At 51.9% G+C, this 25,598-nt stretch carries 21 protein-coding genes; 10 read left to right on the top strand and 11 right to left on the bottom strand.

The genetic code is table 11. The features are described 5' to 3' along the window. Positions 1-4: 4 nt before the first annotated feature. The 6 genes from ybiO to rhtA all read right to left on the bottom strand — a co-directional run bounded on the left by ybiO (position 5) and on the right by rhtA (position 6,602). A complete protein-coding gene (gene ybiO / locus KGP24_RS07230; protein WP_223562837.1) occupies positions 5-2,218 on the bottom strand; it encodes a mechanosensitive channel protein in 2,214 nt (737 codons plus the stop codon). Positions 2,219-2,342: 124 nt separating this feature from the next. Continuing rightward, positions 2,343-3,065 (bottom strand): glutamine ABC transporter ATP-binding protein GlnQ, encoded by a 723-nt coding sequence (gene glnQ, locus KGP24_RS07235; protein ID WP_023310879.1) that lies wholly within the window; start codon positions 3,063-3,065, stop codon positions 2,343-2,345. Further along, entirely contained in the window at positions 3,062-3,721 is a 660-nt protein-coding gene (gene glnP / locus KGP24_RS07240; protein WP_003858462.1) for a glutamine ABC transporter permease GlnP, read from the bottom strand. Before glnP ends, glnQ begins: the two co-directional genes overlap by 4 nt. A gap of 84 nt (positions 3,722-3,805) precedes the next feature. Further along, positions 3,806-4,549: a glutamine ABC transporter substrate-binding protein GlnH gene (gene glnH / locus KGP24_RS07245; protein ID WP_223562838.1), complete on the bottom strand. Its 744-nt coding sequence runs from the start codon at positions 4,547-4,549 to the stop codon at positions 3,806-3,808. 362 nt (positions 4,550-4,911) lie between these two features. Beyond that, complete coding sequence (dps, locus tag KGP24_RS07250; RefSeq protein ID WP_223562839.1) at positions 4,912-5,415, bottom strand: DNA starvation/stationary phase protection protein Dps; 504 nt, start codon at positions 5,413-5,415, stop codon at positions 4,912-4,914. A gap of 299 nt (positions 5,416-5,714) precedes the next feature. After that, on the bottom strand, positions 5,715-6,602 hold the full coding sequence (gene rhtA, locus KGP24_RS07255) for a threonine/homoserine exporter RhtA (protein ID WP_223562840.1): 888 nt from the start codon (positions 6,600-6,602) through the stop codon (positions 5,715-5,717). A gap of 354 nt (positions 6,603-6,956) precedes the next feature. Between rhtA and ompX the strand changes: the two genes are divergently transcribed. After that, positions 6,957-7,475 (top strand): outer membrane protein OmpX, encoded by a 519-nt coding sequence (ompX, locus tag KGP24_RS07260; protein ID WP_024908709.1) that lies wholly within the window; start codon positions 6,957-6,959, stop codon positions 7,473-7,475. A 160-nt stretch (positions 7,476-7,635) separates the two neighbouring features. Here the strand turns inward: ompX and KGP24_RS07265 are convergent, their stop codons facing one another. Continuing rightward, positions 7,636-9,219: a phosphoethanolamine transferase gene (locus KGP24_RS07265; RefSeq protein WP_223562841.1), complete on the bottom strand. Its 1,584-nt coding sequence runs from the start codon at positions 9,217-9,219 to the stop codon at positions 7,636-7,638. Between the two features lie 283 nt (positions 9,220-9,502). Next, positions 9,503-9,631 carry a manganase accumulation protein MntS gene (mntS, locus tag KGP24_RS07270; protein WP_014831181.1) on the bottom strand — a complete coding sequence of 43 codons (129 nt, stop codon included), beginning with the start codon at positions 9,629-9,631 and terminating at the stop codon, positions 9,503-9,505. A 183-nt stretch (positions 9,632-9,814) separates the two neighbouring features. On the opposite strand from mntS, the gene mntR reads away from it, so the two are divergent. From mntR to KGP24_RS07305, 7 genes are all read left to right on the top strand, one after another. After that, on the top strand, positions 9,815-10,288 hold the full coding sequence (gene mntR, locus KGP24_RS07275; protein WP_023310887.1) for a manganese-binding transcriptional regulator MntR: 474 nt from the start codon (positions 9,815-9,817) through the stop codon (positions 10,286-10,288). Continuing rightward, a complete protein-coding gene (locus tag KGP24_RS07280) occupies positions 10,285-11,394 on the top strand; it encodes an anion transporter (protein WP_223562842.1) in 1,110 nt (369 codons plus the stop codon). The genes mntR and KGP24_RS07280 overlap by 4 nt, the downstream gene beginning before the upstream one ends. 101 nt (positions 11,395-11,495) lie before the next feature. After that, a complete protein-coding gene (locus KGP24_RS07285) occupies positions 11,496-12,590 on the top strand; it encodes an HlyD family secretion protein (protein WP_047742414.1) in 1,095 nt (364 codons plus the stop codon). Further along, a complete protein-coding gene (locus KGP24_RS07290) occupies positions 12,587-14,158 on the top strand; it encodes a DHA2 family efflux MFS transporter permease subunit (protein ID WP_223562843.1) in 1,572 nt (523 codons plus the stop codon). The genes KGP24_RS07285 and KGP24_RS07290 overlap by 4 nt, the downstream gene beginning before the upstream one ends. Continuing rightward, entirely contained in the window at positions 14,158-15,681 is a 1,524-nt protein-coding gene (locus KGP24_RS07295; RefSeq protein WP_223562844.1) for an efflux transporter outer membrane subunit, read from the top strand. The genes KGP24_RS07290 and KGP24_RS07295 overlap by 1 nt, the downstream gene beginning before the upstream one ends. 104 nt (positions 15,682-15,785) lie before the next feature. Beyond that, on the top strand, positions 15,786-16,826 hold the full coding sequence (locus KGP24_RS07300; protein ID WP_223562845.1) for an aldo/keto reductase: 1,041 nt from the start codon (positions 15,786-15,788) through the stop codon (positions 16,824-16,826). Positions 16,827-17,022: 196 nt separating this feature from the next. Next, positions 17,023-18,603 carry a hypothetical protein gene (locus tag KGP24_RS07305; protein WP_223562846.1) on the top strand — a complete coding sequence of 527 codons (1,581 nt, stop codon included), beginning with the start codon at positions 17,023-17,025 and terminating at the stop codon, positions 18,601-18,603. Positions 18,604-18,607: 4 nt separating this feature from the next. Here KGP24_RS07305 and KGP24_RS07310 read toward each other — a convergent pair whose 3' ends face one another. Then, positions 18,608-20,404: a glycoside hydrolase family 2 TIM barrel-domain containing protein gene (locus KGP24_RS07310; RefSeq protein WP_223562847.1), complete on the bottom strand. Its 1,797-nt coding sequence runs from the start codon at positions 20,402-20,404 to the stop codon at positions 18,608-18,610. 361 nt (positions 20,405-20,765) lie between these two features. Between KGP24_RS07310 and KGP24_RS07315 the strand changes: the two genes are divergently transcribed. Both KGP24_RS07315 and KGP24_RS07320 read left to right on the top strand, forming a co-directional pair. Continuing rightward, positions 20,766-22,076: an MFS transporter gene (locus KGP24_RS07315; RefSeq protein WP_223562848.1), complete on the top strand. Its 1,311-nt coding sequence runs from the start codon at positions 20,766-20,768 to the stop codon at positions 22,074-22,076. Positions 22,077-22,099: 23 nt separating this feature from the next. After that, on the top strand, positions 22,100-23,212 hold the full coding sequence (locus tag KGP24_RS07320; protein WP_223562849.1) for a hypothetical protein: 1,113 nt from the start codon (positions 22,100-22,102) through the stop codon (positions 23,210-23,212). A 295-nt stretch (positions 23,213-23,507) separates the two neighbouring features. Here KGP24_RS07320 and KGP24_RS07325 read toward each other — a convergent pair whose 3' ends face one another. Beyond that, positions 23,508-24,470 (bottom strand): aminoimidazole riboside kinase, encoded by a 963-nt coding sequence (locus KGP24_RS07325; RefSeq protein WP_223562850.1) that lies wholly within the window; start codon positions 24,468-24,470, stop codon positions 23,508-23,510. 114 nt (positions 24,471-24,584) lie between these two features. Then, positions 24,585-25,598: an OmpG porin family protein gene (locus tag KGP24_RS07330; RefSeq protein WP_223562851.1), complete on the bottom strand. Its 1,014-nt coding sequence runs from the start codon at positions 25,596-25,598 to the stop codon at positions 24,585-24,587.

Genomic DNA, 25,598 nt, shown 5'->3' on the forward strand with positions numbered 1-25,598 from the left:
ATGACTACAGCGTCGGCTCCTGCGGCGGGAGCGGCGATGCGGGCGGCGGCAATACCTGATACGTCTGCACGGGCATCCGCACGTTCGCCAGATCAAAGTGTTTTTTCACCATGCTGTCGAGGGCAAAGCGCACCGTCCACTGCTTCAGCGGCTGGGTGGTGAACGACACCCGCAGGGTAAACGCCGTGTTCGTCAGCCCGACGATGCCGGCAAATGTCGGCTCTCCGATCACCAGCCCACGAACATCCTCCATCTGCATCAGCTCTTCTACCGCATCATGCAGCGCCTGCTTCGCTTTGTCCGCATCCTCGTGGCGATCCACATCGTAGTTCGCCACAACGGAGCCAATCCCGCGCACAAAGTTGGCGAAGGTGGTGATCGAAGACCAGGGGATGATGTGGTAGGCCCCGGTGTCCTGACGCACGCCAACCGAACGGATGGACATCCTCTCGACCGTACCGGTTAACGGTCCGATGGTCACCAGATCGCCCGTGTTCATCCCGTTCTCAAACTGGATAAAGATGCCGGTAATAATATCCTTCACCAGCGTTTGCGAACCGAAGGAGATGGCCAGCCCCAGGGCACCGGCACCCGCCAGCAGCGGGGCAATATTCACGCCGATTTCCGAAAGCACAATCATGATGGTGATGGTGCTGATAATCACCGCCAGCGCATTGCGGAACAGGGTTAGCAGCGTTCTTGCCCGCGCGCTGGGCAGGGGCCTGCCGTGAATATCCGATACCAGGCGGTTCTCAATAAGGCTCGCCAGCAGCGTCCAGCCAACGGCGGAAAAGAACAGGATCAGGGCGATGCGAATTAAAATATCGACGGTCTTTTCGCCCGTGCCGTTATGCAGCCAGTTCCAGAAATCAAACAGGCTCCACGCATTCAGGAGCAGCATAATCGCCACGCAGACGGTGAGAATGCGAGCCACTTTGAGCGATACCGACATCCAGCCGTTTACCCGTTTTTGCAGTTCCGGGTAATTACGCTGGACCTGCGGCGACAGGGTGATGGTTTTCGAGATCCAGCGCGACAGCAGCCCCGACACAAAGGCCGCGATGCCGATAATGGCCAGGCTTTTGAACGTCGCTCCCATCATAAATTTCAGGCTATTGCCCGGGTCAAACAGCGAGAAGAAGCACAGCACGATGAAGTAAGCGCTTGCCAGCCAGTGCCACACCAGGGCGAACGCGCGAATAAAGAGGCTAAAGAACGAGAGGGAGCGATCGGCCAGATTCAGCAGGCTTTGGGTAATGGTTTTTTTATTGTGGAAGATAAGATACAGCGACCAGACGGTAATGCAGATCATGATCAGCACGTTTGCCAGCGCGCCGAACTGGACGTTCACCTGGTTGGATATGATCGGCACGGCAACCAGCAGACCGTAGCCAATCAGACCGCTGAGCACGCTCAGGCGCAGCGCCCAGTACTTCGCGCTCGCATCCCGAATGGAGAAAGGACGCAGCTCCGGCACGTGCGGACAAAAGAGTAACCGCAGCAGCGCCTTGAAGAACTCAATCAGGGCAAAGGCATTCAGGAAAAGCGACTGCTGGAAGGCGATGGTTTTGTTGCCTGCATTCAGCCTGTCGGCCAGCAACTGGCCTAAAAACAGCGTCAGCGCCAGCAGCAGTATATCGAAGATAAACGCAGAGGCTATCATCAACGGCAGATGCAGCCAGCTGCTTTTCTGCTGATTCTTTCTGCGACCCCATTGCCCCATTTTGCGGTACAGCGGCCACGCGCACAGACGCACCAGCCAGTAAAAAAGGAATACTGCGCCTGCCAGCATCAGGAACTGCGTGGCGGCGGCGGTAAACGTTTGTGGGTTAAACGGCTTATGCGGTGAGCCAATCAGGTTGCGGTAAAGCTGAGCGAAGCGTGAGGAGAGTGCTTCCCCATAGTGGCGGCTCACGTCGGTGACGTTTTCCAGCACCGTTTTTTGTTCCTCAACCTGCGGAGGGGTGAGGGTTGGCACCGACTCCTGCGGCGGCGTGGCGGCGGCTTTTCGCAACTGGCCAATCAGCTCCTGCCGGGAGGTGTCGTTCTCGAGGACGTCAGCGAGGGCGCTGTAGGCGGCTTTTTTCTGTTCAACATCCGGTTCGGGAGGGGCCGTACTTTGCTGGCTGGCGGTTGCTCCGGTGGTCACTCCGGGGATCGCGACGGCGAACGCTGGCACACTAAACAGGCTAATCAACAGCAACAGGATCCACGGCACGGCGTCCTCCGGTGAAAATGTCGAACAAAATGATAAGTATAGAAGTCGGGACGCGGAGGGGGATTTTTGGGAACAATCTGGCGTAAAAAAGCCGGGCAAGCCCGGCTTAGCGTAAAGCGATGGATCAGGAGACGTGCTGCAGGAACTCCTGCAAACGCTGGCTCGGCGGGTTCGCAATCAGCTCCTGCGGGTTACCGTCTTCCGCGATACGGCCTTTATCTATAAAGATCAGGCGGGACGCCACTTTCTCGGCAAAGCCGATTTCGTGGGTTACGATAACCATCGTCATCCCTTCTTCTGCCAGATCCTGCATGACTTTCAGCACCTCGTGACGCAGCTCCGGATCGAGTGCGGACGTAGGCTCATCAAAGAGCATCATTTTCGGTTTGACCGCCAGGGCACGGGCAATCGCCACACGCTGCTGTTGACCACCGGACAGTTCGGAAGGGTAGTGATGCGCACGTTCTGCCAGACCGACTTTCGCCAGCAGATCTTTTGCCAGTGCTTCAGCCGCCGCTTTGCTGGCACCGCGCACGCGCAGTGGACCAAACATCACGTTTTCCAGCGCCGTAAGGTGCGGGAACAGGTAGAACTGCTGGAACACCATGCCCGCTTCCTGACGAATCAGACGGTCATCCACTTTCGGGTCGTTCACCTTCAGGCCGTCGACGATCAGATCGCCGCTGGTGATCTCTTCCAGCTTGTTAATGCAGCGCAGAAGGGTGGATTTACCGGAGCCGGATGGCCCAATAATCACCACCACTTCACCCTGTTTGATGTTCAGATCAATATTGTGCAGCACCTGGGTTGGGCCAAAGTGCTTGGAAACGTTTTTAAATTCAATCACAGGATTTTCATCCTTCTTTCAAGACGACGCAGAACGAAGCTCAGAACCAGAGTAATAATCAGGTAGACAACGGCTACCGCACTCCAGATTTCCAGCGCGCGGAAGTTGCCAGCAATAATCTCCTGCCCCTGACGGGTCAGCTCTGCCACGCCGATAACAATGAACAGCGACGTATCTTTAATGCTGATGATCCACTGGTTACCGAGCGGCGGCAGCATGCGGCGCAGCGCCAGCGGCAGAATAACGTGGCGGATCGTTTCGCGACGAGAAAGACCCAACGCCAGGCCGGCTTCACTGAAACCTTTATGAATCGACAGCACCGCACCGCGAGTGATTTCCGCAATATAGGCGCCTGAGTTGATCATAATGGTGACGACGGCCGCGCTGAACGGGTCGATGCGCAGGTCGGTGAACGCCATAGGCAGGGCGAAGTAGATGAACATGACCTGCACGACAATTGGGGTGCCGCGGATCACTTCGATGAAAACCAGTGCGATATGGTTTGCGATCCAGCCACCGTAGGTGCGGGCGAAACCGGCAACAAGACCGATAATCAACCCACCAACCAGACCCAGGACCGAAATCCACAGAGTCATTTTAGCGCCTTCAAGCAAGAGTGGAATGGCAGGCCAGATGGCGCTCCAGTCAAACTGCATGATAATTTCCTGTTACTGTTACCGTGTTTCAAAAATAGCAGGGGCGAAAGGTCGCCCCTGAGTGAACGTCATTTTTACGTCTTATTATTTAGGCTCGGTACCGAACCATTTTTTGTAGATTTCGTTATAGGTGCCGTTCTCTTTCAGCGTTTTCAGCGCGCCGTTAACTTTCGTGCGCAGGTCGTCGCTGCCTTTCGGGAATGCGATACCGTACTGCTGTGCTTCCAGTGACTCACCCACGGCTTTGAACTTGCCGTTTCCTGCTGTTTTGATGAAGTACAGGATGTTAGGCGTGTCGTGCAGAACAGCGTCAGCACGGTTGGTACCGAGTTCCATGTACGCGTTGTCGATGTTCGGGAACTGACGCAGGTCTTTGGTTTTGATATTGGCTTTCGCGTAATCAACAGAACCGGTGCCGCTCTTCACCGCCACCACTTTGCCGTCGAGATCCTTCACGCTTTTTACGTCGTTATTATCGGCTTTGACCATAACCAGCAGGCCGCTTTTGTAGTAACCATCTGAGAAGTCGATCGCTTTTTTACGTTCATCGGTAATGGTGATGCCTGCCAGCGCCAGATCAACGTTCCTGGTTTGCAGTGCCGGGATGATGCCGCTGAAGTCCATAGGCTTCAGGGTGTAATCCAGTTTGAGTTCTTTTGCGACAGCGGCCCACAGATCCACATCAAAACCAACGTATTTATCACCCTGTTTAAATTCAAACGGAACGAACGCCGTGTCGGTCGCCACAACCAGTTTGTCGGCAGCCTGAGAGGACACTGCAAAAGCCAGGGTAAGTGCAGCCAGTGAAACTTTTAATACAGACTTCATAGCATTTCCTTTTATATCCACGGGGCGATCCCCTGCGAGAACAGGTGGCACAATGAAAAAATCGTGCCAACTTTACAAGCTATTGTTTTGCAAAGGGGATGACGTCATGCATTGCACGATAAATGGGGCAATGAGAGTTTATTGCACCAAAGTGGAGCACCGTTTTGGTGCGCTTCGTTTGGCTCAACTGACGGAGAGACATTTAGCGTAAATTCTGACGAAAAAACAATCTTCCGTTAACGGTTGTGTGAGGTGATTATTACAATTTTTTCACTTTTGCACTGTCTCATGCAAAAAACGTGCACCATAGATGTGCAAAACCCTCACCGGAAGGCGAGGGTTTGATAGAAAATTCGTATGAATTATTCGATGTTAGATTCGATAAACCACAGGAACTGATCCAGATCGCGGGACGCGGCGGTGAAGATATCTGCGGTATCTTCATCTTTAGCTTCGCCAATCGCTTTGCGCACGTCATTTGCCACAATCGCGTAGCGGTCCGCCAGCTCTTTCAGGTGATCCTGAACGGTATGGATATCCAGCGGATAACTCTTCAGGGGGGTTTTGCTGTTAATCACCTGCGTAGTACCCAGCGCTACGCCGCCTAACTGAACCGCACGTTCAGCCATCGTATCCAGGTGGGTAACCAGTGCTGTGCGGAAGCCATCCAGCATTTCATGAACGGCAATAAAGTTTGCACCGCGCATATTCCAGTGGGCCTGTTTGGTGATCAGCGAAAGGTCGATGAACTGGATCACCTGGCGATTCAGCAACTCAATAGTCGCTTTTTTGTCGCTATCCGGTACATCGTTACGGGTATAGAGCAGATTAGACGTTTTCGTTTTCACCAGTTTTGCGGTACTCATAATCTCATATCCTCTTGATGTTTGTGTCCCAGGTAATTACGGAACTAAGTATAGCACCGGATTTTTTCTCCGCGGTTTGGCTGTGCCTATCGGTTTAATAGCGAGAAGTGAGTTGTGAATTTAATTTATTGAAATTATTAAATTATTTTTAAATTGATACAGATCAATCTTAATTTATGAAGGGGGAAGTCAACGTTGAGGGATATTTTGCTGGCAGAATTTAGTGTGTAAGAAATTATAACGGCTGTCTTTCTGGCCTTTATTCTGCATGGCCTGGAAGCCATGCAGAATATATGGCCTTAGCTGATATCCACTTTCTCAATTTTAGGTTCCGGGCGCATGGTGAGCGTCGAGCCCATTGATGCCGCGATAATTGAGCAGAGCGCCAGCGTCTGGGTCAACGTCAGGGTTTCGCCGAGAAACACCATCCCGGAAATTGCGGCTAGCGCAGGCTCCATGCTCATCAGCGTGCCAAATATGCGTGTCGGCAGACGCGTCAGGGCGATCATCTCAAGAGAATAGGGGAGTGCGGTAGAGAGAATCGCGACCGCCAGCCCGATGGGCATAACGGACCATTGCCAGATAGATTCGGTCGCCTGCGCCATGCCAATAGGCACAAACACGATGGCCGCAATCAGAGAACCCAACGCCACTGTTGCCGGACCGTGCTCTTCTCCCGCACGTTGGCCCGTGAGTATATAGACAGCCCAGCAGGCGCCTGCACCCAGCGCCAGAGCAGCCCCCGTCAGATCAATCTCAGCGACGCTCTGACCCAGGGGAAGCAGGAACCATAAGCCCAGAACGGCCAACACGACCCAGATAAAATCGACCGGACGTCGCGAGGAGAAAAGCGCCACCGCCAGCGGGCCGGTAAACTCCAGCGCGACGGCGATCCCCAGCGGTATCGTCTGGATGGAGAGGTAGAACAGATAGTTCATTGCTCCCAGTGAGAGTCCATAAAACAGCAGAGGTAAACGCTGCTCCTTTTTGAAGCGCAGACGCCAGGGTTTGAAAATGACCACCAGTATCACCGTGCCCAAAACAATACGCAGGGCGGTCACCCCTGGCGCACCTACCAGTGGAAAAAGTGATTTTGCAAGCGAGGCACCGCTTTGAATGGACAACATAGCAATGAGTATGACTGCGACCGGTAACCAGACCGACGACGTACGGGATAACCCAGGCATCCTTTCTCCTGTCAGCTAATGTCAAATGAGGTAAAAGTTGCAGTGTAAAGGAAATAAGCGGCAACGGTTGAGGCGCTGTTGAAAAAAAACCACGTGAAATCCGTAAAATGGTTAAGCGCTGGTGGATTTATCGCCTGATAGATTAGGAATAATCTGGATGAATGTAACGGCGCGTGAGCGCACTATGCGCATTTAGTAGTGAAAATTGCATGTGATTTGAAAGAGATAGCTGAGGCTGGAAACGTTCTGTTACAGGAAAGATTTCATTAGACATCACGAATCACAAAGAGTTTCGCAAATTTTTTTGATATATTTAAAACTTACGGACTTACTTGAAGCACATTTGAGGTGGTTATGAAAAAAATTGCATGTCTTTCAGCACTGGCCGCTGTACTGGCTGTTTCCGCAGGTACTGCTGTAGCTGCTACTTCTACTGTTACTGGTGGTTACGCTCAGAGCGACTATCAGGGCGTGATGAACAAAGCTAACGGCTTCAACCTGAAGTATCGCTACGAGCAGGATAACAACCCACTGGGCGTGATCGGTTCTTTCACCTACACCGAGAAAGATCGTTCTGAAAACGGCGCATACAACAAAGGCCAGTACTACGGTATCACCGCTGGTCCAGCTTACCGTCTGAATGACTGGGCGAGCATCTACGGTGTTGTAGGTGTTGGCTACGGTAAATTCCAGCAGACCGAAAACCAGGGTCTGAACCGCACTGCAAGCAACAGCGACTATGGCTTCTCCTATGGCGCAGGCCTGCAGTTCAACCCAATCCAGGACGTTGCTCTGGACTTCTCCTATGAGCAGAGCCGTATCCGCAACGTTGACGTTGGCACCTGGATCGCGGGCGTAGGTTACCGCTTCTAATCACTCCGGTGAGCTAATAAAAAATCCGCCCAATGTGGCGGATTTTTTTTTGTGGAAGATAAAAGCAAAACGGCAACCCCAGGTTGCCGTTTTTAGTGTTTGTTCCCTCTCCCCGTGGGAGAGGGCCAGGATGGCATCAGACCGTACGAGATGGCAGAAATTACTTAGTCTTAATATCGAAAATATCCGTACCGAGATGGTTGTAGTCAACTTTCTGTAACTTGAAGTTGGTAACGTACACTGGGGGAGCTTTCTTGTTAGAGACAAACGGGTAAGCATTTTTTATCTGCTCGGCCTTAATCCCCGTCCACTGCGAGAAGAACTGCAGGAAATCATTTGCCGAACGACGCGCTTTAATGACGCGATGCGTTTTATCATCACTCGACAGCACCATAAACGGCACCTGGAAGTTCTGCTGGAACTTGTCATCGTGCGCCAGGTACTGCACCTCTTTACCTCGCTCTTTAAACGCCAGCCCGTGATCCGAGAAATAGACCATGGAGAAACTGTCGCCCGTGTTGCGTAGCTGATCGTACAGCTTGCTCAGCAGGTCGTCGGTCTGCGTCATGGTGTAGAGATAGCAAGACGTCTCTTTGGACTGCACGAACTCCGCGTACTTCCCGCCGGTCCGATCGCAGGCCTGTGGATGCGACCCCATCAGGTGCAGGACGATCAGCTGAGGCTGGGTGCGCGGAGTGGCGAAGACCTGTGCCGTCATTTTCAACAGCGCTTCGTCTTTGGTGTTTTTATCGGCTTCAAAGTCACCGTTCTTCAGGAACTGCACTTCGTCGGCACGTTTGGCGATACTGGCGATGGCCGTATCGTATTCGCCAATTTGCCCCTGATTGGAGAACCACCAGGTCTGATAACCCGCGCGGTTTGCCAGGGTGACAAAATTATCCTGATACTGAGGTTTGCCGTCGACGACCCGGTTAAGCGTCAGGCCGAGGGATTTCTGCGTCGAGCCGCTGGCCGCGACATAATCGGTAAACAGCGTGCCTTTGACCGAATTAGCAAACGGTGTGTTATCCCAGTGACCGCCGAACGCCCCCATTGCATCGCGACGTGCACTTTCGCCAATCACCACCACATAGGTGTGATATTTAGGCTTAACGGCCAGCACGTTCCAGGTGTCTTTCATATTGGAAAGCTCAGCCATCCGCGCCTGTTCGTCGAGAACCTCTTTATTATTTACAACGACGTCTTTCACGAAGCGGAAAACCGGATAACCGATATTGCTAAGCCTTAGCTTACCGTCCCAGGGAATATTCTGGATGGGGGCGACAAACGCCACGGCAATGCTGAACACCAGACAGAGTATTTCGATCTTACCCCAGGATTTTTTCTCGCCCGGCTGACGGCGGATGGCGATAACGCCCAACGCGAAGATAAAGAGCCCGACCACGTAGCTGTACCAAGGGAAGATCGTCAGGATCTCCGTCGACTCTTCCATATTCGTTGAGTGCAGCGCCAGCAGGGTATTAAAGTTTGGCGCGCCGTAAGCCTGGCCAAACGGGAAATAGAGTGCAGCAACCAGCGAACAGATCCCGATTAACGCTTTTTGCACGCGCGGTGCGGCTCGCCACAGCACATGCAGAACGCAGGTGAACGCCACCGCGTAGAGCAGACTGAAGGGATAACCCAGCGCAAAGTTAATCAGTAATGACTGCAAAAAGTAAAAACCCGTCCACGGGCTTAAGGCCCGGCTGCGGGTCACAACGGTATCTATCAGGGTTAAATTCATAGGTCACTATCATGGATGAAAACGCCATGTGCTCACCCTGGCGTCAAGGGTCATAACCTGCCTGACAGTGCGTGGAGAGGGAATGTGGGTCCGCTTCAGCGAGCCGCAAATTGTGCAGGGCTGCAAGAAGATAGTGCGAGCGCTAAATAATATCAACAGTTGCTAAGCAGATGTTTTGCGAAGGGGACTGCAAATCCGTAAAAAAGATCGGGGATAAAGCGGCTGGAAGCCAGTTTACAGCGAGATTGTGACGGGAAAATGAAGCGGCGTACCGCAACGCCGCTTAGTGGGAAGGTTTGTCGTCCTGATGCGGTTTGTTGTTAAACATATCGCACAGCATGTTCAACAGCATTAAGCGCACTTTAAAAGGAGAGTGGGTAAACACGGTCATGCACCTCTTGAATTCGTTCATAAGACCTCCTGAGTTTTGATCCCTTCGATCCGTGAAGGGTGACTGCATTACATACAGATATAGCACAGGCTATATTGTATAGCTATGGCTATTTCGTTAATTTTTTGTGCTTGCGGAGCTATGGTTTACAATGTGCGCTCTCGAAACCGGGCGCTGGAAGCGTCACCCCACTGAGGAAGTACAATGAACCGTCGCGCAGGTCATCCGACAATGAGGAAAACGACGCAACTGGTGAATGTTGAAGAACATGTCGAAGGTTTTCGCCAGGTCCGTGAAGCGCACCGGCGTGAACTGATTGATGATTATGTTGAACTCATTTCCGATCTGATCCGTGAGGTTGGTGAAGCGCGCCAGGTCGATATGGCCGCCAGGCTGGGGGTTTCACAGCCTACTGTCGCTAAAATGTTAAAACGCCTGGCCTCCGTGGGCTTAATTGAAATGATCCCCTGGCGCGGTGTTTTTCTGACACCGGAAGGGGAGAAACTCGCGCAGGAGAGCCGCGAGCGCCATCAGCTTGTCGAGAATTTTTTACTGGTGCTGGGCGTTAGCCCGGAGATCGCCCGCCGGGATGCGGAAGGAATGGAACATCACGTTAGCGAAGAGACGCTGGTGAAGTTTCGTGAGTTTACGCTTAAATATGGTCCCTCCGCTGAATGAAAATCCCTGGACTGCAGGCCCTGGCACGCGATCGTTTCTTCCATCTCTTATTAATTATTGGCGCAGCATTAAGCCTCTTTGTGCCGTTTGCCCCACACGCCTGGCCCGCCGCGATTGACTGGCGCACTATCATTACCCTGAGCGGCTTGATGATGCTCACCAAAGGGGTCGAGCTGAGCGGCTATTTTGACGTCCTGGGTCGTAAAATGGTGCGTCGCTTTGCCACCGAGCGCAGGCTGTCACTGTTTATGGTGTTCTCCGCCGCGGTGCTGTCGACGTTTCTGACCAACGATGTGGCGCTGTTTATCATCGTGCCCCTCACGCTCACGCTGCGCAAGCTGTGCGAGATCTCGGTCAGCCGGCTGATCATCTTTGAAGCGCTGGCCGTCAACGCTGGTTCACTTCTGACGCCAATCGGCAACCCGCAAAATATCCTTCTCTGGGGACGGTCCGGTCTCTCGTTCGCCGCATTTACCTGGCAGATGACCCCTCTGGCGCTGGTGATGATGCTGTCGCTGATGGCGGTGTGCTGGTTTGCGTTTCCTGATAAAAAACTGCAGTACCACAGCGGCACCACGGGTCCACAGTGGCAGCCTCGTCTGGTGTGGAGCTGTCTCGGGTTATACATCGTCTTTCTGTTCGCGCTGGAGCTGAAGTATGAGCTGGCGGGCGTCCTGCTCGTTGCCGCAGGCTTTGTCGTGCTGGCGCGTCGCGTTCTGGTGAGCGTGGACTGGACGCTGCTGCTGGTCTTTATGGCGATGTTTATTGATGTGCATCTTCTTATCCAGCTTCCGGTGCTGCAAAACGTTCTGCACAGCGTCAGCACGCTGTCTCAGTCGGGACTGTGGCTGACGGCAATTGGCCTGTCGCAGTTTATCAGCAACGTACCGTCCACCATTCTGCTGCTCAACTATGTTCCGCCCGATACGCTTCTGGCCTGGGCGGTCAACATCGGCGGGTTTGGGCTGCTGCCCGGCTCGCTGGCAAACCTGATTGCCCTGCGTATGGCCAACGACCGTCGTATCTGGTGGCGTTTCCACGTCTGGTCGATTCCGATGCTGGTTTGGGCCGCGGCGATCGGTTTCGGAATATTCCTTCTCATATAGTGCGCAATTTGTCAGTTTTTCCTGGCAAACGTATAGCAACGTCCTAGCTTTAGTGAACGGCATAGTGTGATGCCGCTCACTGACAGGACCGTTGCTGAACTATGGCTGAAGATCAAAACCCGCCTGCTGACGAGCAGGACAAAAACAATAATGAGCGTAAGCGCCCGGGCAAGAAACCGTTAATTATCCTCGGCATTGTCGTGGTGGTAATGGTTGTCGTGGCGCTGGTCTGGTGGTTTTTAACCCGTAACGAAGAGACGACCGACGACGCCTTTACCGACGGCGACGTGGTGACGATTGCCCCCAAGACGGCGGGCTACGTCACCGAGCTGCGCGTGCGCGATAACCAGCGCGTGAAAAAGGGCGATCTGCTGGTAGTCATCGATCCGCGAGATACCACCGCGCAGCGCGATCAGGCCCAGGCCCAGCTTGGGCTGGCTATCGCGCAGCTGCATCAGGCCCAGGCGCAGCTGGCGCTTTCAAAAGTCCAGTATCCCGCCCAGCGTGACGAAGCCAAAGCGCAGGTGCTGAAGGCGCAGGCCGATCTGGCGAACGCGCAGGCAGAGTACCGTCGCCAGCGCGGCGTCGACCCGCGCGCGACCACCCAGCAAAGCATCGATTCCGCGAACGCTCAGCTGCGTAGCGCACAGGCAGGGCTGGCCAGCGCTCAGGCGCAGCTGGAAGTGGCGGAGCAGGTCCAGCTGCAAATCCGCCAGCAGGAAACTAACGTTGAAGCGCGCGAGCGTCAGGTCGATCAGGCGAAAGCGCAGCTCGAAACCGCCAACCTTAACCTCTCTTACACCGAAGTCCGCGCCCCGTTTGACGGCTTTGTCACCAAACGCAACGTGCAGCCCGGCACGCTGGTGCAGGCGGGAACGGCGCTGTTCTCGCTGGTTTCTCCTAACGTGTGGGTGGTGGCGAACTTTAAAGAGTCGCAGCTTGAGCGCATGAAGCCGGGCGATAAGGTCACCGTGTCCGTCGACGCGTGGCCAGATATGGAGCTTGAGGGCCACGTCGACAGTATTCAGCAGGGCAGCGGCTCACGCTTCTCCGCCTTCCCGGCAGAAAATGCCACCGGCAACTTCGTCAAAATTGTGCAGCGCGTGCCGGTTAAAATCGTGATTGATAAGGGACTTGACCCGAATAAACCGCTGCCGCTGGGGCTGTCGGTGGCACCGAAGGTAACGGTGGAATGACGGATCACAGCCACGACAGCTGGAAACCCGCCAGCAATCCGTGGGCGGTGGCGATTGTCGTCACCCTTGCGGTGTTCATGGAAATTCTGGACACCACCATCGTCAACGTGGCGCTGCCCCACGTGGCTGGCTCGCTCTCGTCCAGCTATGACGAATCCACCTGGGTGTTAACCAGCTATCTGGTCGCGAACGGTATCGTGCTCCCCATCTCGGCGTTTCTGAGCCGGGTGTTTGGCCGCAAGCAGTTCTTCCTGATTTGCATCGTCATGTTTACCGTCTGCTCGTTCCTGTGCGGGATCGCCACCGAGCTGTGGCAGATTATCCTGTTCCGCGTTATGCAGGGCTTCTTTGGCGGCGGGCTGCAGCCCACGCAGCAGTCGGTGCTGCTCGACTACTTCAAGCCGGAAGACAGGGGCAAGGCCTTTGGTCTGTCGTCCATTGCAATCATCGTTGCACCGGTCCTCGGCCCGACGCTGGGGGGCTGGATCACCGATAACTACTCGTGGCGCTGGGTGTTCTTTATCAACATTCCGGTGGGGATAGTGACGGTTCTGGCGATCTACCAGCTGCTGGAAGATCCGCCGTGGGAGAGCAAATCAAAAGAGAAGCTGAGTATCGACTGGACGGGGATCGGCCTGATCGCGCTGGGGCTGGGCTGTCTGCAGGTGATGCTTGACCGGGGGGAAGATGAGGACTGGTTCTACTCGAACTTTATTCGTACCTTCGCCGTATTAACGCTTATCGGCATTATCGGCGCGATCTACTGGCTGGTGTATGCCAGAAAGCCGGTGGTGGATCTGCACTGCATGAAGGACCGCAACTTTGCCATCTCCAGCCTGCTGATGGCGGGGATGGCGATGATCCTCTACGGCAGCTCGGTGGTGATCCCGCAGCTGGCGCAGCAGGACCTGGGCTATACCGCCACCTGGTCCGGGCTGGTGCTGTCGCCTGGGGCGGTACTGATCGTATTGACTATACCGCTGGTGCTGAAGCTGATGCCGGTGGTGCAGACGCGCTGGATTATTGCTTTTGGCTTTACCTGCCTGGCGGTGTCGTTCTTCTGGTCGCGCACGCTGACGCCGGATATCGACTTCGAAACCCTGGTCCTGTTCCGCAGCGCCCAGTCGATAGGGCTGGGGTTCCTGTTTGTACCACTGACTACCATTGCTTTTATCTCGATACCGAGGCGGCTCAACGCCGATGCGGCAGCGCTGTTCACCATGTTCCGTAACGTTGCGGGTTCGGTCGGGATCTCGCTGTCGACGGCGGCCATCACCGAACGATCTCAGGCGCACAGCGCGCATCTGGCGTACCACGCCTCGCCGTTTAACGAGCAGTTCCAGCTGGCGATACGCGAAAGCGCGCAGGCGATCCAGAACTTCACCACCCAGGTGGGAGACCCCACCGGCATCGCCACCGGACGTATGTACCAGACCATGATCGAGCAGTCGCGCTTTTTGGCCTACATCGACGTCTTCACCATCCTGAGCGCCGTGGCCTTGTTACTGATCCCGTTTTGTTTGTTGCTCTCGCCGGTTAAGAGCGAGGGGAGTGCAGGAGCACATTGATGATACACAGACGTTTACACCCTCTGATGATAATGATGCTGCTGGCGGGCTGCGCCGTAGGGCCGGACTACCAGCAGCCTGCGCCGCCCGCCGTTACGCACTGGAACGATAAGGGCGACAGCGCGGTGAAATCGCAAACCACCTCCGCCGCGACCAATCCGCGCTGGTGGAAAACCTTCGGCTCGCCGCAGCTCGACAGCCTGGTTGAGCGCGCCATCGCCGGGAACCTGACGCTGCAGCAGACGGTGCTGCGCATCGCCGGGGCCCGTGAGCAGATTAACCAGGCGGGCGGGGCGTTTTATCCGTCGGTCAACGGCAATCTGCAGGCGACGCGCCAGCAGCTCGGGCTGGAAGGGGAGCTGAAATCCCACGGCGTGTATGACCAGGTGGATAGCATCGATCCAGACCTGAAGGGCGCGCTGGGGCCGCTGACGCAGCCGATTAATCTCTATCAGGGCAGCTTCGACGCCCAATGGGAAATCGATCTCTGGGGCAAGGTGCGTCGTCAGGTTGAGGCCGCCGAAGCGCAGCAGAAAGCGGCTATCGAGCAGCGTAACGACGCGCTGGTGTCGCTGGAAGCCGAAGTGGCGCGCGCGTGGCTCCAGCTGCGCGGGGCGCAGAGCATAATCGCCACGCTTAATACCCAGATTAAAAGCGCGCAGCAGACGCTGGATCTCACCGAAAGCCGCCAGCGCGGGGGGCTGTCTCCGCAGATGGACGTGGAAAACGCCCGGGCGCAGTTAGGCAACCTTGAAGCACAGCTTCCGCAATATCAGGCGCAGGAGCGGCAGGCGATGAACGGCCTGGCGATCCTGCTCGGCAAGCCGCCGGGGGCGCTGGATGCGGAACTGCAAAGCGTGCAGCCGATGCCTGCCCTGCCGGATATTGTGCAAACGGGCATTCCATCCACGCTTGCGCGACGCCGTCCGGACGTGCGCGAAGCGGAGGCGAATCTTAATGCCGCTACGGCGCAAATTGGCGTCTCGGTAGCCGAGCTGTTCCCGAGCTTCACCCTCTCCGGACAGTTCGGCCTGCGCAACAGCGAAACCAACTGGCTGACCGACTGGAGCAGCCATTTCTACAGCTTCGGCCCGCAGGTCTCCATCCCCATTTTCCAGGGCGGTCGGCTGGTCTCCAGCGTCAAGGTGGCGCGCGCGCAGCAGGGGGCGGCGGTGCTGGACTATCGCCAGACGGTGCTCACCGCGCTTGGCGATGTCGAAAATGCGCTGGTGAGCTACCGCACCGACCAGCAGCGTGAAGCGGGTCTCGCAAAAACCATCGACGCGCTGCAAAACGCCTTTGATTTAGCCAGCGACAGCTACCGCCAGGGGATCGCCAGCTTTATCGACGTGCTGGACGCCCAGCGTCAGCTGGCGCAGGCCCAGCAGCAGCGCGCGCAGGCGCAGGTGCAGAGCGCGCTCGATCTGGTGGCGCTCTACAAGGCCCTCGGCGGCGGCTGGGAGCCGTATCAGCAGGTGCAATTACCGGACTACAGCGTCTTTGGCGACGCCCCGCGCGGATAAACTTTCAGAGGATTGGGCAAGAAACGGACAGGAACACCACATTCGCGATGGCTGCGGGGCGGGTATAACTAACAGACACCCAATCGACATGCGAGGAAAGCGTTATGCGTTATCAAAAACTGGGCAACACCGGACTGTTCGTTTCTGAACTCTGCCTCGGCACCATGACCTTCGGCGGAGAAGGCGGCATGTGGGGCAAGATTGGCCAGCTTCAGCAAAGTGAGGCCGAGCAGCTGGTGGGCCGCGCGCTGGATGCCGGGATCAACTTTATCGACACCGCGGACGTTTACTCTGAAGGGCGCTCGGAGGAGATCACGGGTCAGGCGCTGAAAAACCTGAAAATCCCGCGCGAGAACGTGGTTGTCGCCACGAAAGTGTTCGGCGAAACGGGAACGGCAGGGGTGAACTCACGCGGCAGCTCGCGCTATCACATCATCAGCAGCGTGAAGGAGAGCCTGCGCCGCATGCAGCTCGATCATATCGATCTCTACCAGCTTCACGGCTTCGACCCCGCAACACCGATTGAAGAAATGCTCTATGCGCTGGATAACCTGGTGCAGCACGGCCACGTGCGTTACATCGGCGTCTCGAACTGGGCGGCGTGGCAGATTGCCAAAGCGCTGGGCATTTCCGAGCGTCTCGGGCTGGCGCGTTTCGCATCGCTCCAGGCGTATTACACCATCGCCGGACGCGATCTTGAGCGCGAGCTGGTGCCGATAATGCAGAGCGAAGGCGTCGGGCTGATGGTCTGGAGCCCGCTGGCGGGCGGCCTGCTGAGCGGAAAATATGGCCGCGACGGGCAGAGCGAAGCCGGCGGTCGTCGTCTGGAGTTTGACTTCCCGCCGGTGAACAAAGATCGCGCCTTCGACTGCGTGGACGTGATGCGCACTATCGCCGAAAGCAAGGGCGTCTCCGTCGCGCAAATCGCGCTGGCCTGGCTGCTGCATCAGAAAGCGGTAACCAGCGTCATCATTGGCGCGAAACGCGTCGAACAGCTGGACGACAACATCGCCGCAACGGGGATCCGCTTAAGCGAAGACGAACTTAAGCAGCTTGATGCGGTGAGCGCGCTGCCGCGGGAATATCCTGGCTGGATGCTGGAGCGCCAGGGGGAGTATCGTCGGCATCAACTAGCGCAACAATAACCCTCCTCATTCCCGGTGGCGCTGCGCTGCCGGGGATGAGATATAAGAAAATGACGATTTGCTGCTTTTAACGGCAAAATATATCACTATTATAATTAGGATTTCAGGGTGTCTACGATCAAAGAAAAGTGGTGAATAAAAAATAAAAGTAATAAAATGCCAATCATGGCTAATGTTCTTAGTGTGGTTTCTTTAAATGCAGAGCTCAATTCCGCTTCGTTTACTAGAGGTAAACTCTTCACTGATCTGGCACTGGCCATACTTGCAGAGTGTCATTGCAGTGATGGTAAGAGACAAATTTAATGGGCTTGTTATTAACCAACAGAATTTATTATCCCTGTTAGTCCCTCCCTCCAAATATTGCCAACATGGTCGTGAAAATCTGTTGCGTGAGTATCAGGAACATTTATTGTACTTACAACGATTATGTCGTTATTGTCAGGCATCGGGCATTGGCGTTTGGTTGCAAGGTGAAGCACTACCGCGGGATGGAAAAATACAAGAAAAATATCCAGAATATGCTTTGATTGATAATATTAGCGCAGATGAAATTTTCTGGAAAAATTTTTATCAACACACACTCTTTGAAGCCTTAGAACAGTTATCCGGCATTGATGGAATGATTGTTAATCTTCACCGACATCAACCCTATAAAGCCAGTTGGGTCTCCACAATCCCTTTCCTCTACCAAACCCTGCGAAGCCTGGGGAAAAAAATGGTCCTCCGTGACTATATGGAGGATGAGGCAGCATCGTGGCAATTAGTCAATGCGTTGCAGGTATTACCTCCGGATGTGAGGGTATCAATAAAAGCAGTGGCTCATGGTTATCGCCCGGGTTTTGTAAATAATCCTTTATTGACTCAGCTTGAAGGGCGGGTCAAGTGGATTGAGTTTGATATGTGGGGGCTGGAGTACGGCTGGACTCTACTACCGTGCTACTTATTAGAGGAAATTCAGGGCCGTCTGAGTTGGGTCGAAAGTATGGCCGGTGAGGAGCTGGAAGCGATTACGGGACGGCTTAGTTGGGAATGGATCTCTAACAGTTCCCTGATTAATTCAGTAAATTCAGTGAACCTACATGGCTTAGCGATGTTTGGTCGTGAGATATTTATGTCTGAAAAACAGGCGTTTCACTGCTGGCTCACGGATATGCTTGAACGTAAGGTGGATGTGGCCGAATTAAACATCTTTCATCAATTGTACACCTGCAGCTATGAATGGATGAGAAAGACGCCCTATATCCTGGGACATGTTTTACACCATTTCAGTCAGGTCCCGGTAAGCTATGCGCAAGCCGTAAAACAGCTGCAGTTTCATTTGCTTAAATCTGATGACTATACGGCGACGGTCTTGTTCCCGATAAACGATCCCGATGTCGGACGTGAACAGTTCCAGCAATTAGTTTTAGAGAAAGAACGCGCTATGTTTTTAGCACAAGACTCTCGTAACCGACTCTTTCAAATAATACACTCCATTGAGATGTCGGATGAGAAAAAAGATTTATTCAAACGCGTCTGGGACCGCGTCCCGTACTACACTGAAATGTTCAAAAGAGTCGCGCGAAGTGTCGCTATGAAAATGATGGTCGATCGTTACGGCCATCAGAGTGGCATATCTTCATTTGAATTAAATAATGAAATTAATGAACTGCGCCTTTTCGCTATTCGAATTTCTGGGTGGATTGATAAAGAAGAACAACAACAGCCACACTATCTGGCTATGCTATTTGATCCTGCCAGGCTACTTAGCCTGGCAGAAAGTCTGACAGAAAGTTGATTAATTATGACCCGGTATTTTTTAATTGCTGATAAAAATCACGCAATACATAAAATGCCTTTTTGCGCGTTATTTTATCTGCGGTAATCAGTCCCTTGCAATTGAATCCTTTCTGATAGGGGTTCTGACGTCTTTCTGTACGGTAGTCATACAACAACCATGGGGTAAAACCGCGCACATAATTAAGTTTTGGCAGATACTCGGTCTGTTTGCGATAAACATCCGCCATATAGTTTTCCGAGAATGGCCCCGACTGAGGTGCATGTTCGCCTAAAACCCCCTCGGCACCTGTTTCTGTGATGACGACAGGCTTTGTTGGCGATGAGTTTTCACCCAGCACAATCAGATCGTCAAAATTCTCTTCGTACCAGCCGTAATACTCATTCAGACCGATAATATCAAGATAATCTGCAAGACGATCCTCAATCTTCATTTTTGCATGATTGACAAGGCAAGCGGCAGAAATCAAACGGCTGGGATCGGCCATGCGGGCAGCCTCAATCAGCATGCTCATAAAATCCAGGCGCTCGTCGGTATCGGCATTTTCATTACCTACTGACCAGATAATTACGCTGGCACGGTTTCGGTCGCGATAGATTAACTCCATCAACTGATTATGTGCATCGCGCTGCGTTGTCGGATTTTTAAAATCTATCGCCCAGTAGTTTGGAATTTCTTCCCAGAGCAACAAACCGACCTCATCCGCAATGCGTGCGACCATCTCATGGTGAGGGTAATGCGCCAGTCTCAGGTAGTTGCAGTTGAGCTCCTTAGCATCATGAAAACGGCGGCGGATATCCGCTTCGTTGGTCATTTTGCCCAATAACACATCATCTTCGTGGCAATTTATGCCACGTAGATAGAGCGACTTACCGTTTAGACGAATATCCGTGCCTACAACGTCAATTTGTCTGAAACCCACACGGTCGCTGACACAGTCTCGCCCCAACGATGCCATAACGCGATACAATTTAGGGGATTCAGGAGACCAAATCTGCGGTTCAGCAGAAAGGTTAGCTTCTGCAACGCCATTAATCACCGGAAGAGTAACGGAGATGCCCAGTTCAGCGAGAGTGAAATTCACCTCCTTCGCATCACCTTCCACAGCTATTCTCACGGCTATTTGATTATATTTTCCGTCTGGAACTAAATAAACGAACAGATCCCTGATATAAGTCTGCGGTGTTCGAATAATATCAATTTCACGGTATATCCCGCCATAGTTGAACCAGTCGTTATTTCTCAAAGGTAGTCTGTCAGTGGTGCGGGTGTTATTCACACATAACATCAACACATTTTCTCCAGGTTGCAATACAGACGTTAATTCCGCGCAAAATGGGGTAGAGCCCCCATAATGGTTGCCTATAAACTGGTGATTGACAAAAATTTTGCAATCGTAATTGGCTGCGCCTATGCGTAAGAAAATACGTTCATCCGAGTCCTGTTTGATGTAATCAATGTCCCGGGTGTACCACGCGCTCCCTTCAAAATAAAACCATTTTTCTTTCATCATTTGCCAGCATCCCGGCACCGGAACGGTATCGCCGGAAAAAGGATCGTAATCGTAAGGATCGCGACGTGTTTCGGCATCGCTTTTCTCTAAAAGATGCCATTTTTGCCTTAATCCTGTGTCGTGAAGATCCAGCGTAAAACGCCATTCGCCACTCAGGCTTTCACGCTCTCGGCCCCCCGTGAATAACAGATTAGTATGATTGAGATTCTGCCTATTATACGGTTGGTCATATTGTTCGTTATGTAAGCATTCAACGGCGTTTTCAGCCAGGTCCGATTTTTCCAGCATGGGATATCCTTCATAAAAGAGGTGTTTCTGAAGAATAACGGTTCGAATTCAGACGCTGGAGATGTTCCTTATAAACAGAGGGGCAGTAAAGTGGAAAAAGCATGTAAATGTGACGGATGTCGAATATGGAAACACTTCTGATGTGATGCAAATCTCATAATTGATTTTATCATGGTGATTTTGATCACATCAGTAACCCTGAGGCGCGATATTACTCACATAAAATTATGGCAGGACTTCAGGGATCTCACTTCTGTTTCCTATGAGTCATGCATTCAGGCCGGGTAACGTACACTGGTTGAAAGTGATTACTACTGGGTCTGTTTGGATACGATTAATAAATCGTGACGGAGGAAATACGATGGGTCAGTTGCAGGATGGTGTCAGTAATGAAGCAGTAAATGTTGGTTCTACAACCAGTCGGTATCGATGGACAATTTGCGCGTTGCTCTTTTTTTCTGTCACCATAAATAATCTCGACAGATCTATATTAGGATTGCTCGCCCCAATATTACAAAAAGATATTGGCTGGAATGAAATTGAATACGGTAATATTGTGACGGCATTTCAGGCTGCCTACGCTTTAGGTTTATTTCTGTGCGGACGTTTCGTCGACGTTTATGGTGCACGCCTGGTTTTACCTATCGCACTGGCCATCTGGAGTTTAGCTGCGATGGCTCACGGAATGGTCGGTACCGTTATAGGATTTATCTACGCGCGAATTTTCCTTGGGCTGGGGGAGAGTGCTAACTTCCCTTCAGCTGTGAAGGTTGCCGCAGAGTGGTTTCCGAAACGAGAGCGTGCTTTCGCAACGGGTATTTTTAATTCGGGTTCCAATGTCGGTAATATTTTTGCTCCTGTTATTATTCCATGGATAGCATTACAATGGGGTTGGCGTGAAGCGTTCATCGTAACCGGTGCCGTAGGGTTTATCTGGATTATTTTCTGGTTAGTATTATACGGAAAGCCGGAGAGAATTAAGAAAGTAAATAAAGAAGAATTAGCCTGGATTAATCAGGATGATGACGCAGGTATAACAGAACTAACACCTCAAAAAATCAGCTGGTTGGGTTTGCTGAAATATAAGCAGACCTGGGCATTTGCCATTTGTAAATTTCTCACTGACCCTATTTTCTGGTTCTTCCTTTTTTGGTTACCGAAGTGGCTACACGACGCGCGCGGTATTGATATGGCGCATATGGCGATGCCCCTGGTTTTAATCAATATTCTGGCAACGATGGGTGGTCTTGCAGGTGGCTATCTTCCGGCATGGATGGTAAACCGCGGTATGGCCATAAATAAAGCGCGTAAAGTGACATTATTGTTATGTGCTACCTGCGTGCTTCCTATTTTACTGGTCTCGAACGTTTCTAATCTTTGGTGCGCTGTACTGCTGATTGGGCTTGCTGTCGCAGCGCATCAGGGCTGGTCAGTCAATCTTTATACCAGCGTATCCGATATGTTCCCTAAACAGGCTGTGGGCGCTGTTGTCGGTATTGGTTGCCTGATTGGTTCTCTCGGTTCAATTATTTTTGCGCAGGCCACAGGCCATATTTTACAGGCAACAGGAAGCTATTGGTCTATGTTCCTGATGGGCGGTTTTGCCTATCTGCTGGGTTTCCTGATTATGCATTTATTAATTCCCGCAATGTCAGCGGCTAAATTTAAATAATATTAACTTTACAGGAACTGATCATGTCATTTACCGATAGTCTATTAAAGGAACGTATTCTCGCAGCCAAAGAGAAAAGCCTTCTTTGGCTAAAGAAAATGCAACTCCCCAACGCAACGCCGGGCGTATTACGCGTTAGCGAACTTCACCAGCCCGAACAATGGCCGCAGATGCTTCTACCGGGAACCTATGATGGTACGATGGCTCGCGTTTTATTGGGGGATGAGATCGACGGGAAAAAGGCACTTGCGGACTGGATATTGAGTCATCAGCTGGAGGACGGTTTTTTCCAGTTGCCGGGGTTGTGCTGGAACGAAACATGGAAAGGCCCAGATGCTGAAAAAACGCGGCAGTACATGCGTTTTCATACAACAAATTACTGTATGGGGACGCTGGAAGTGTTGGATCAACTGGATAGAATCGAACTGCCATTTTTGAAACCCTACCTTGACGCTCAGTATTTTTGGGCATGGTTAGGTCAACGTGATATGCGCGATCCCTGGCTGGAAGGTAACAACATCGTCAATATCGGAAGTTTTCTGTTACTCGAACAGCAAAGAGAACCGAACGGCCCTGCGGCTCAACGTTTGCAGGATATGATCTTCTGGCATAATCAGCAAAGCGAACCATATTCAGGTTTTTGGGGGCCGGGTCAACAGTACAGCCAGGAAGCTTTATTGTTTGCGCTCTGCGGTGCGACGCATAATTTACATGTATTTTATGCACTCGATGAAAATATTCCCTATTTTAACCAGTCAATAAGCCGCTGCCTGGAACAACCATTAGCCATTCGCAGCAGCTGTATTGATGTCGATATTATCGATATTCTGGCGCACGGCCACGCACGCTGCCCATATCGCAGTGATGAAATTGAGCAATGGCTCCGCAGTATGCTCTTGAAATTGTTGGACTTTCAGAATGCAGATGGTGGATTCCCGGACACTCTACTTGGCGAGCGAGGGTATGATGGATGGGTGAAGGGATATAAAGAGCCTCAGGGACATAGTAATACGTTTGCCACCTGGTTCCGATGGATAGCTATCGCGATGATCGCCTACGTTTTATGGCCTCAATGGCAGGACTGGCGTTTCCGTAAGACGATCGGTATTGGATATTTTAAAAACGTGTCGAGGTGATTTTTAATTTCTTTGCCCATCGGTACAGCAATTGGCGAAAGCAGTTTATTGCATTGAGCATGCTTTTGCCGATTCAACGATGGGCTGTGGCGATTCATTGCTATCCAGAGCATGCATTAATATCCAAGAAAGCAAACTGTACTTTTTTTTCTTAAGGTAATAGAAAAAGGGGCAGTAAAAGCTGCCCATACACAGACATGATAATCTACAAAAAATATCTCAAACTTCTACAGGCCATAACTAACAATTGAAGATCCGTGTACCATATTCCCACACCATACATTATGAAAAGTTGTTACACCGTAGCGGTTGCACCAAGGATCTCATAGCCCGGTAATGGGAAATGATTAATGAACTTTTCCAGTGCAGCTGTATCAGGAAGGGCGGTAAGTGCACCTTTTTTGGTAGTTGCGAGTGCTCCGGTTGCACTGGCCTGAGTGATTGCTAATTGAAGTTCTGGAAAATTCATTGGCAAACCTTTATGGGCGATGCTGGCAAGTAACCCAGCCATAAAAGCATCTCCAGCGCAAGTTGTGTCAATACTTTTAACATTAAATCCTCTGAAATGTATCACCATATCTTGCCATAATACTAATGAACCTCTCGCACCAAAGGTGACCACTTTTAACCTCGCAGGATGGGTTTTGAGTGCTTCTAACGCCTCTGTATAATCATGTGTACCAATTAACCAATACCACTCTTCTTCAGAGAGTTTAAGGATATCGGCTTTTTCAGCGAATTGACTCACCGTGGTAAACATCTCTTCCTTATCACGCCACATTTGCTCACGTAAATTAACATCAAAGCTGACGAGTCCACCGTGGTCAATGACTTCCTGGACAGCTTTAGTCAATGTAGTGCGGCAGTCTGTAGCAACCAGCGCAAGTGAACAAAAATGCAGGATATCATCACCAAACGCTGGTAAGGCATCTTGAGTTAAAAATTGGTCGGCTGAAGGGTTCGTAAGAAAAGTAAAACCACGTTCTCCCTGATCTTTAAGAGAAACGAGTACTGTACTTGTTCGATGATGTTTATCCATTTGGATACATTGTGTAGAAACTCGTGAATCTTCGAGGGTTTTTCTTAAAAAATGTCCAAAATCGTCATCTCCTACACGACCTATAAAGCCAGTCCGACATTTCAATCGTGCTGTACCTATCGCAACATTAAATGGCGCACCTCCTGCACAAGCACGAAATTGCATATCTGCGAGAGGTAGAAGATCCACAACAGCATCGCCAAGAGTCCAGATATTCATGACATTTCCTTAATAATAATTAACTTGTTTTTTTAAACGTGACCTGCGGTAAGGTCACTATTTTTACTAGCGCTTCAGTGTATTCAGGTGCCATGGATTATCCAGGCGTGCGGTTTAAAAGTTATAATCCAGCATCAGCTTATATTCAGTGGTAATAGCCTCACCATTAGTGACCCAACTTCCGTTCTGTTTGAGCAACGAACCAGTAACTTCTCCGGACACGGTAAAACGAGAGGTCAAAGGATAATTTGCCGTTACCTTTAGGAAGCGATTGCGGGTATTCTGGAAGACTTCACGATCCTCAGGCTGCGCATTGTCTTTTTTATAATGACCATAACCGCCGCTGAGCGTTGTGGATAACTTCCCCCAATTACGCCAGACGCCGACTGACGTGGTCCAGCTTTTTTCGTCGATATCGCCCCACTGCGCCCTGTCTAAAATGGCAGACGCGAATTGCTGGCGGAACCAGACGCCGGTGGTGTTATTAATAATGTATTGCACGCCAGGCTCAATCTGAAATGAACGCACGTCACGGTCATTTTGCGACCCACCGCTGCGGCGGTGATCGATCTGCTGATACAGGTAGTTAAAGAATGAGAAATTGTCCGTAACAAGAAGGTCGGTAAAAAACTTAATGCGCCCTTGCCAGCGGTCCTCGATTGACGCGCTTCCGCCCATAACATCACAGCCATAGCGCAGACGTTTGTAAAAATATTCATGGCCGATGATCAACTGAGTCCACTGGTTTTGGCTGAGGTAAGATTGATCCTCCCACGTTCCGTTATAGTTGGTGGTTCTGCCCTCAGAGAAAGCCAGATACCAACCGGGTAATGTATCGTGCCGCATGACACCTTGTACAAACGTCAGCGAATCATTCCCGTTGTGGAAATGGCTGTTACGCCAGTTATTATCCTCAATGGCATATTTCATTTTCAGTTGACCATGAACGCGGCCGCCGGCAGGATTGGAGGAGCGGGCTGAGGTCCACATAACATCTTCATCAAGATATGACCACGGGTCCACGGCGACAACCTTTCCCGATGGATCCTTCATGATGCTCATGCTCGCATTCGCCAGCGCGGGAAACAGAAGAGTAAAAATAACAGACAGGGCATGATAGTTTTTCAT

The organism is Enterobacter sp. JBIWA008 (assembly GCF_019968765.1).
Lineage (GTDB): Bacteria > Pseudomonadota > Gammaproteobacteria > Enterobacterales > Enterobacteriaceae > Enterobacter.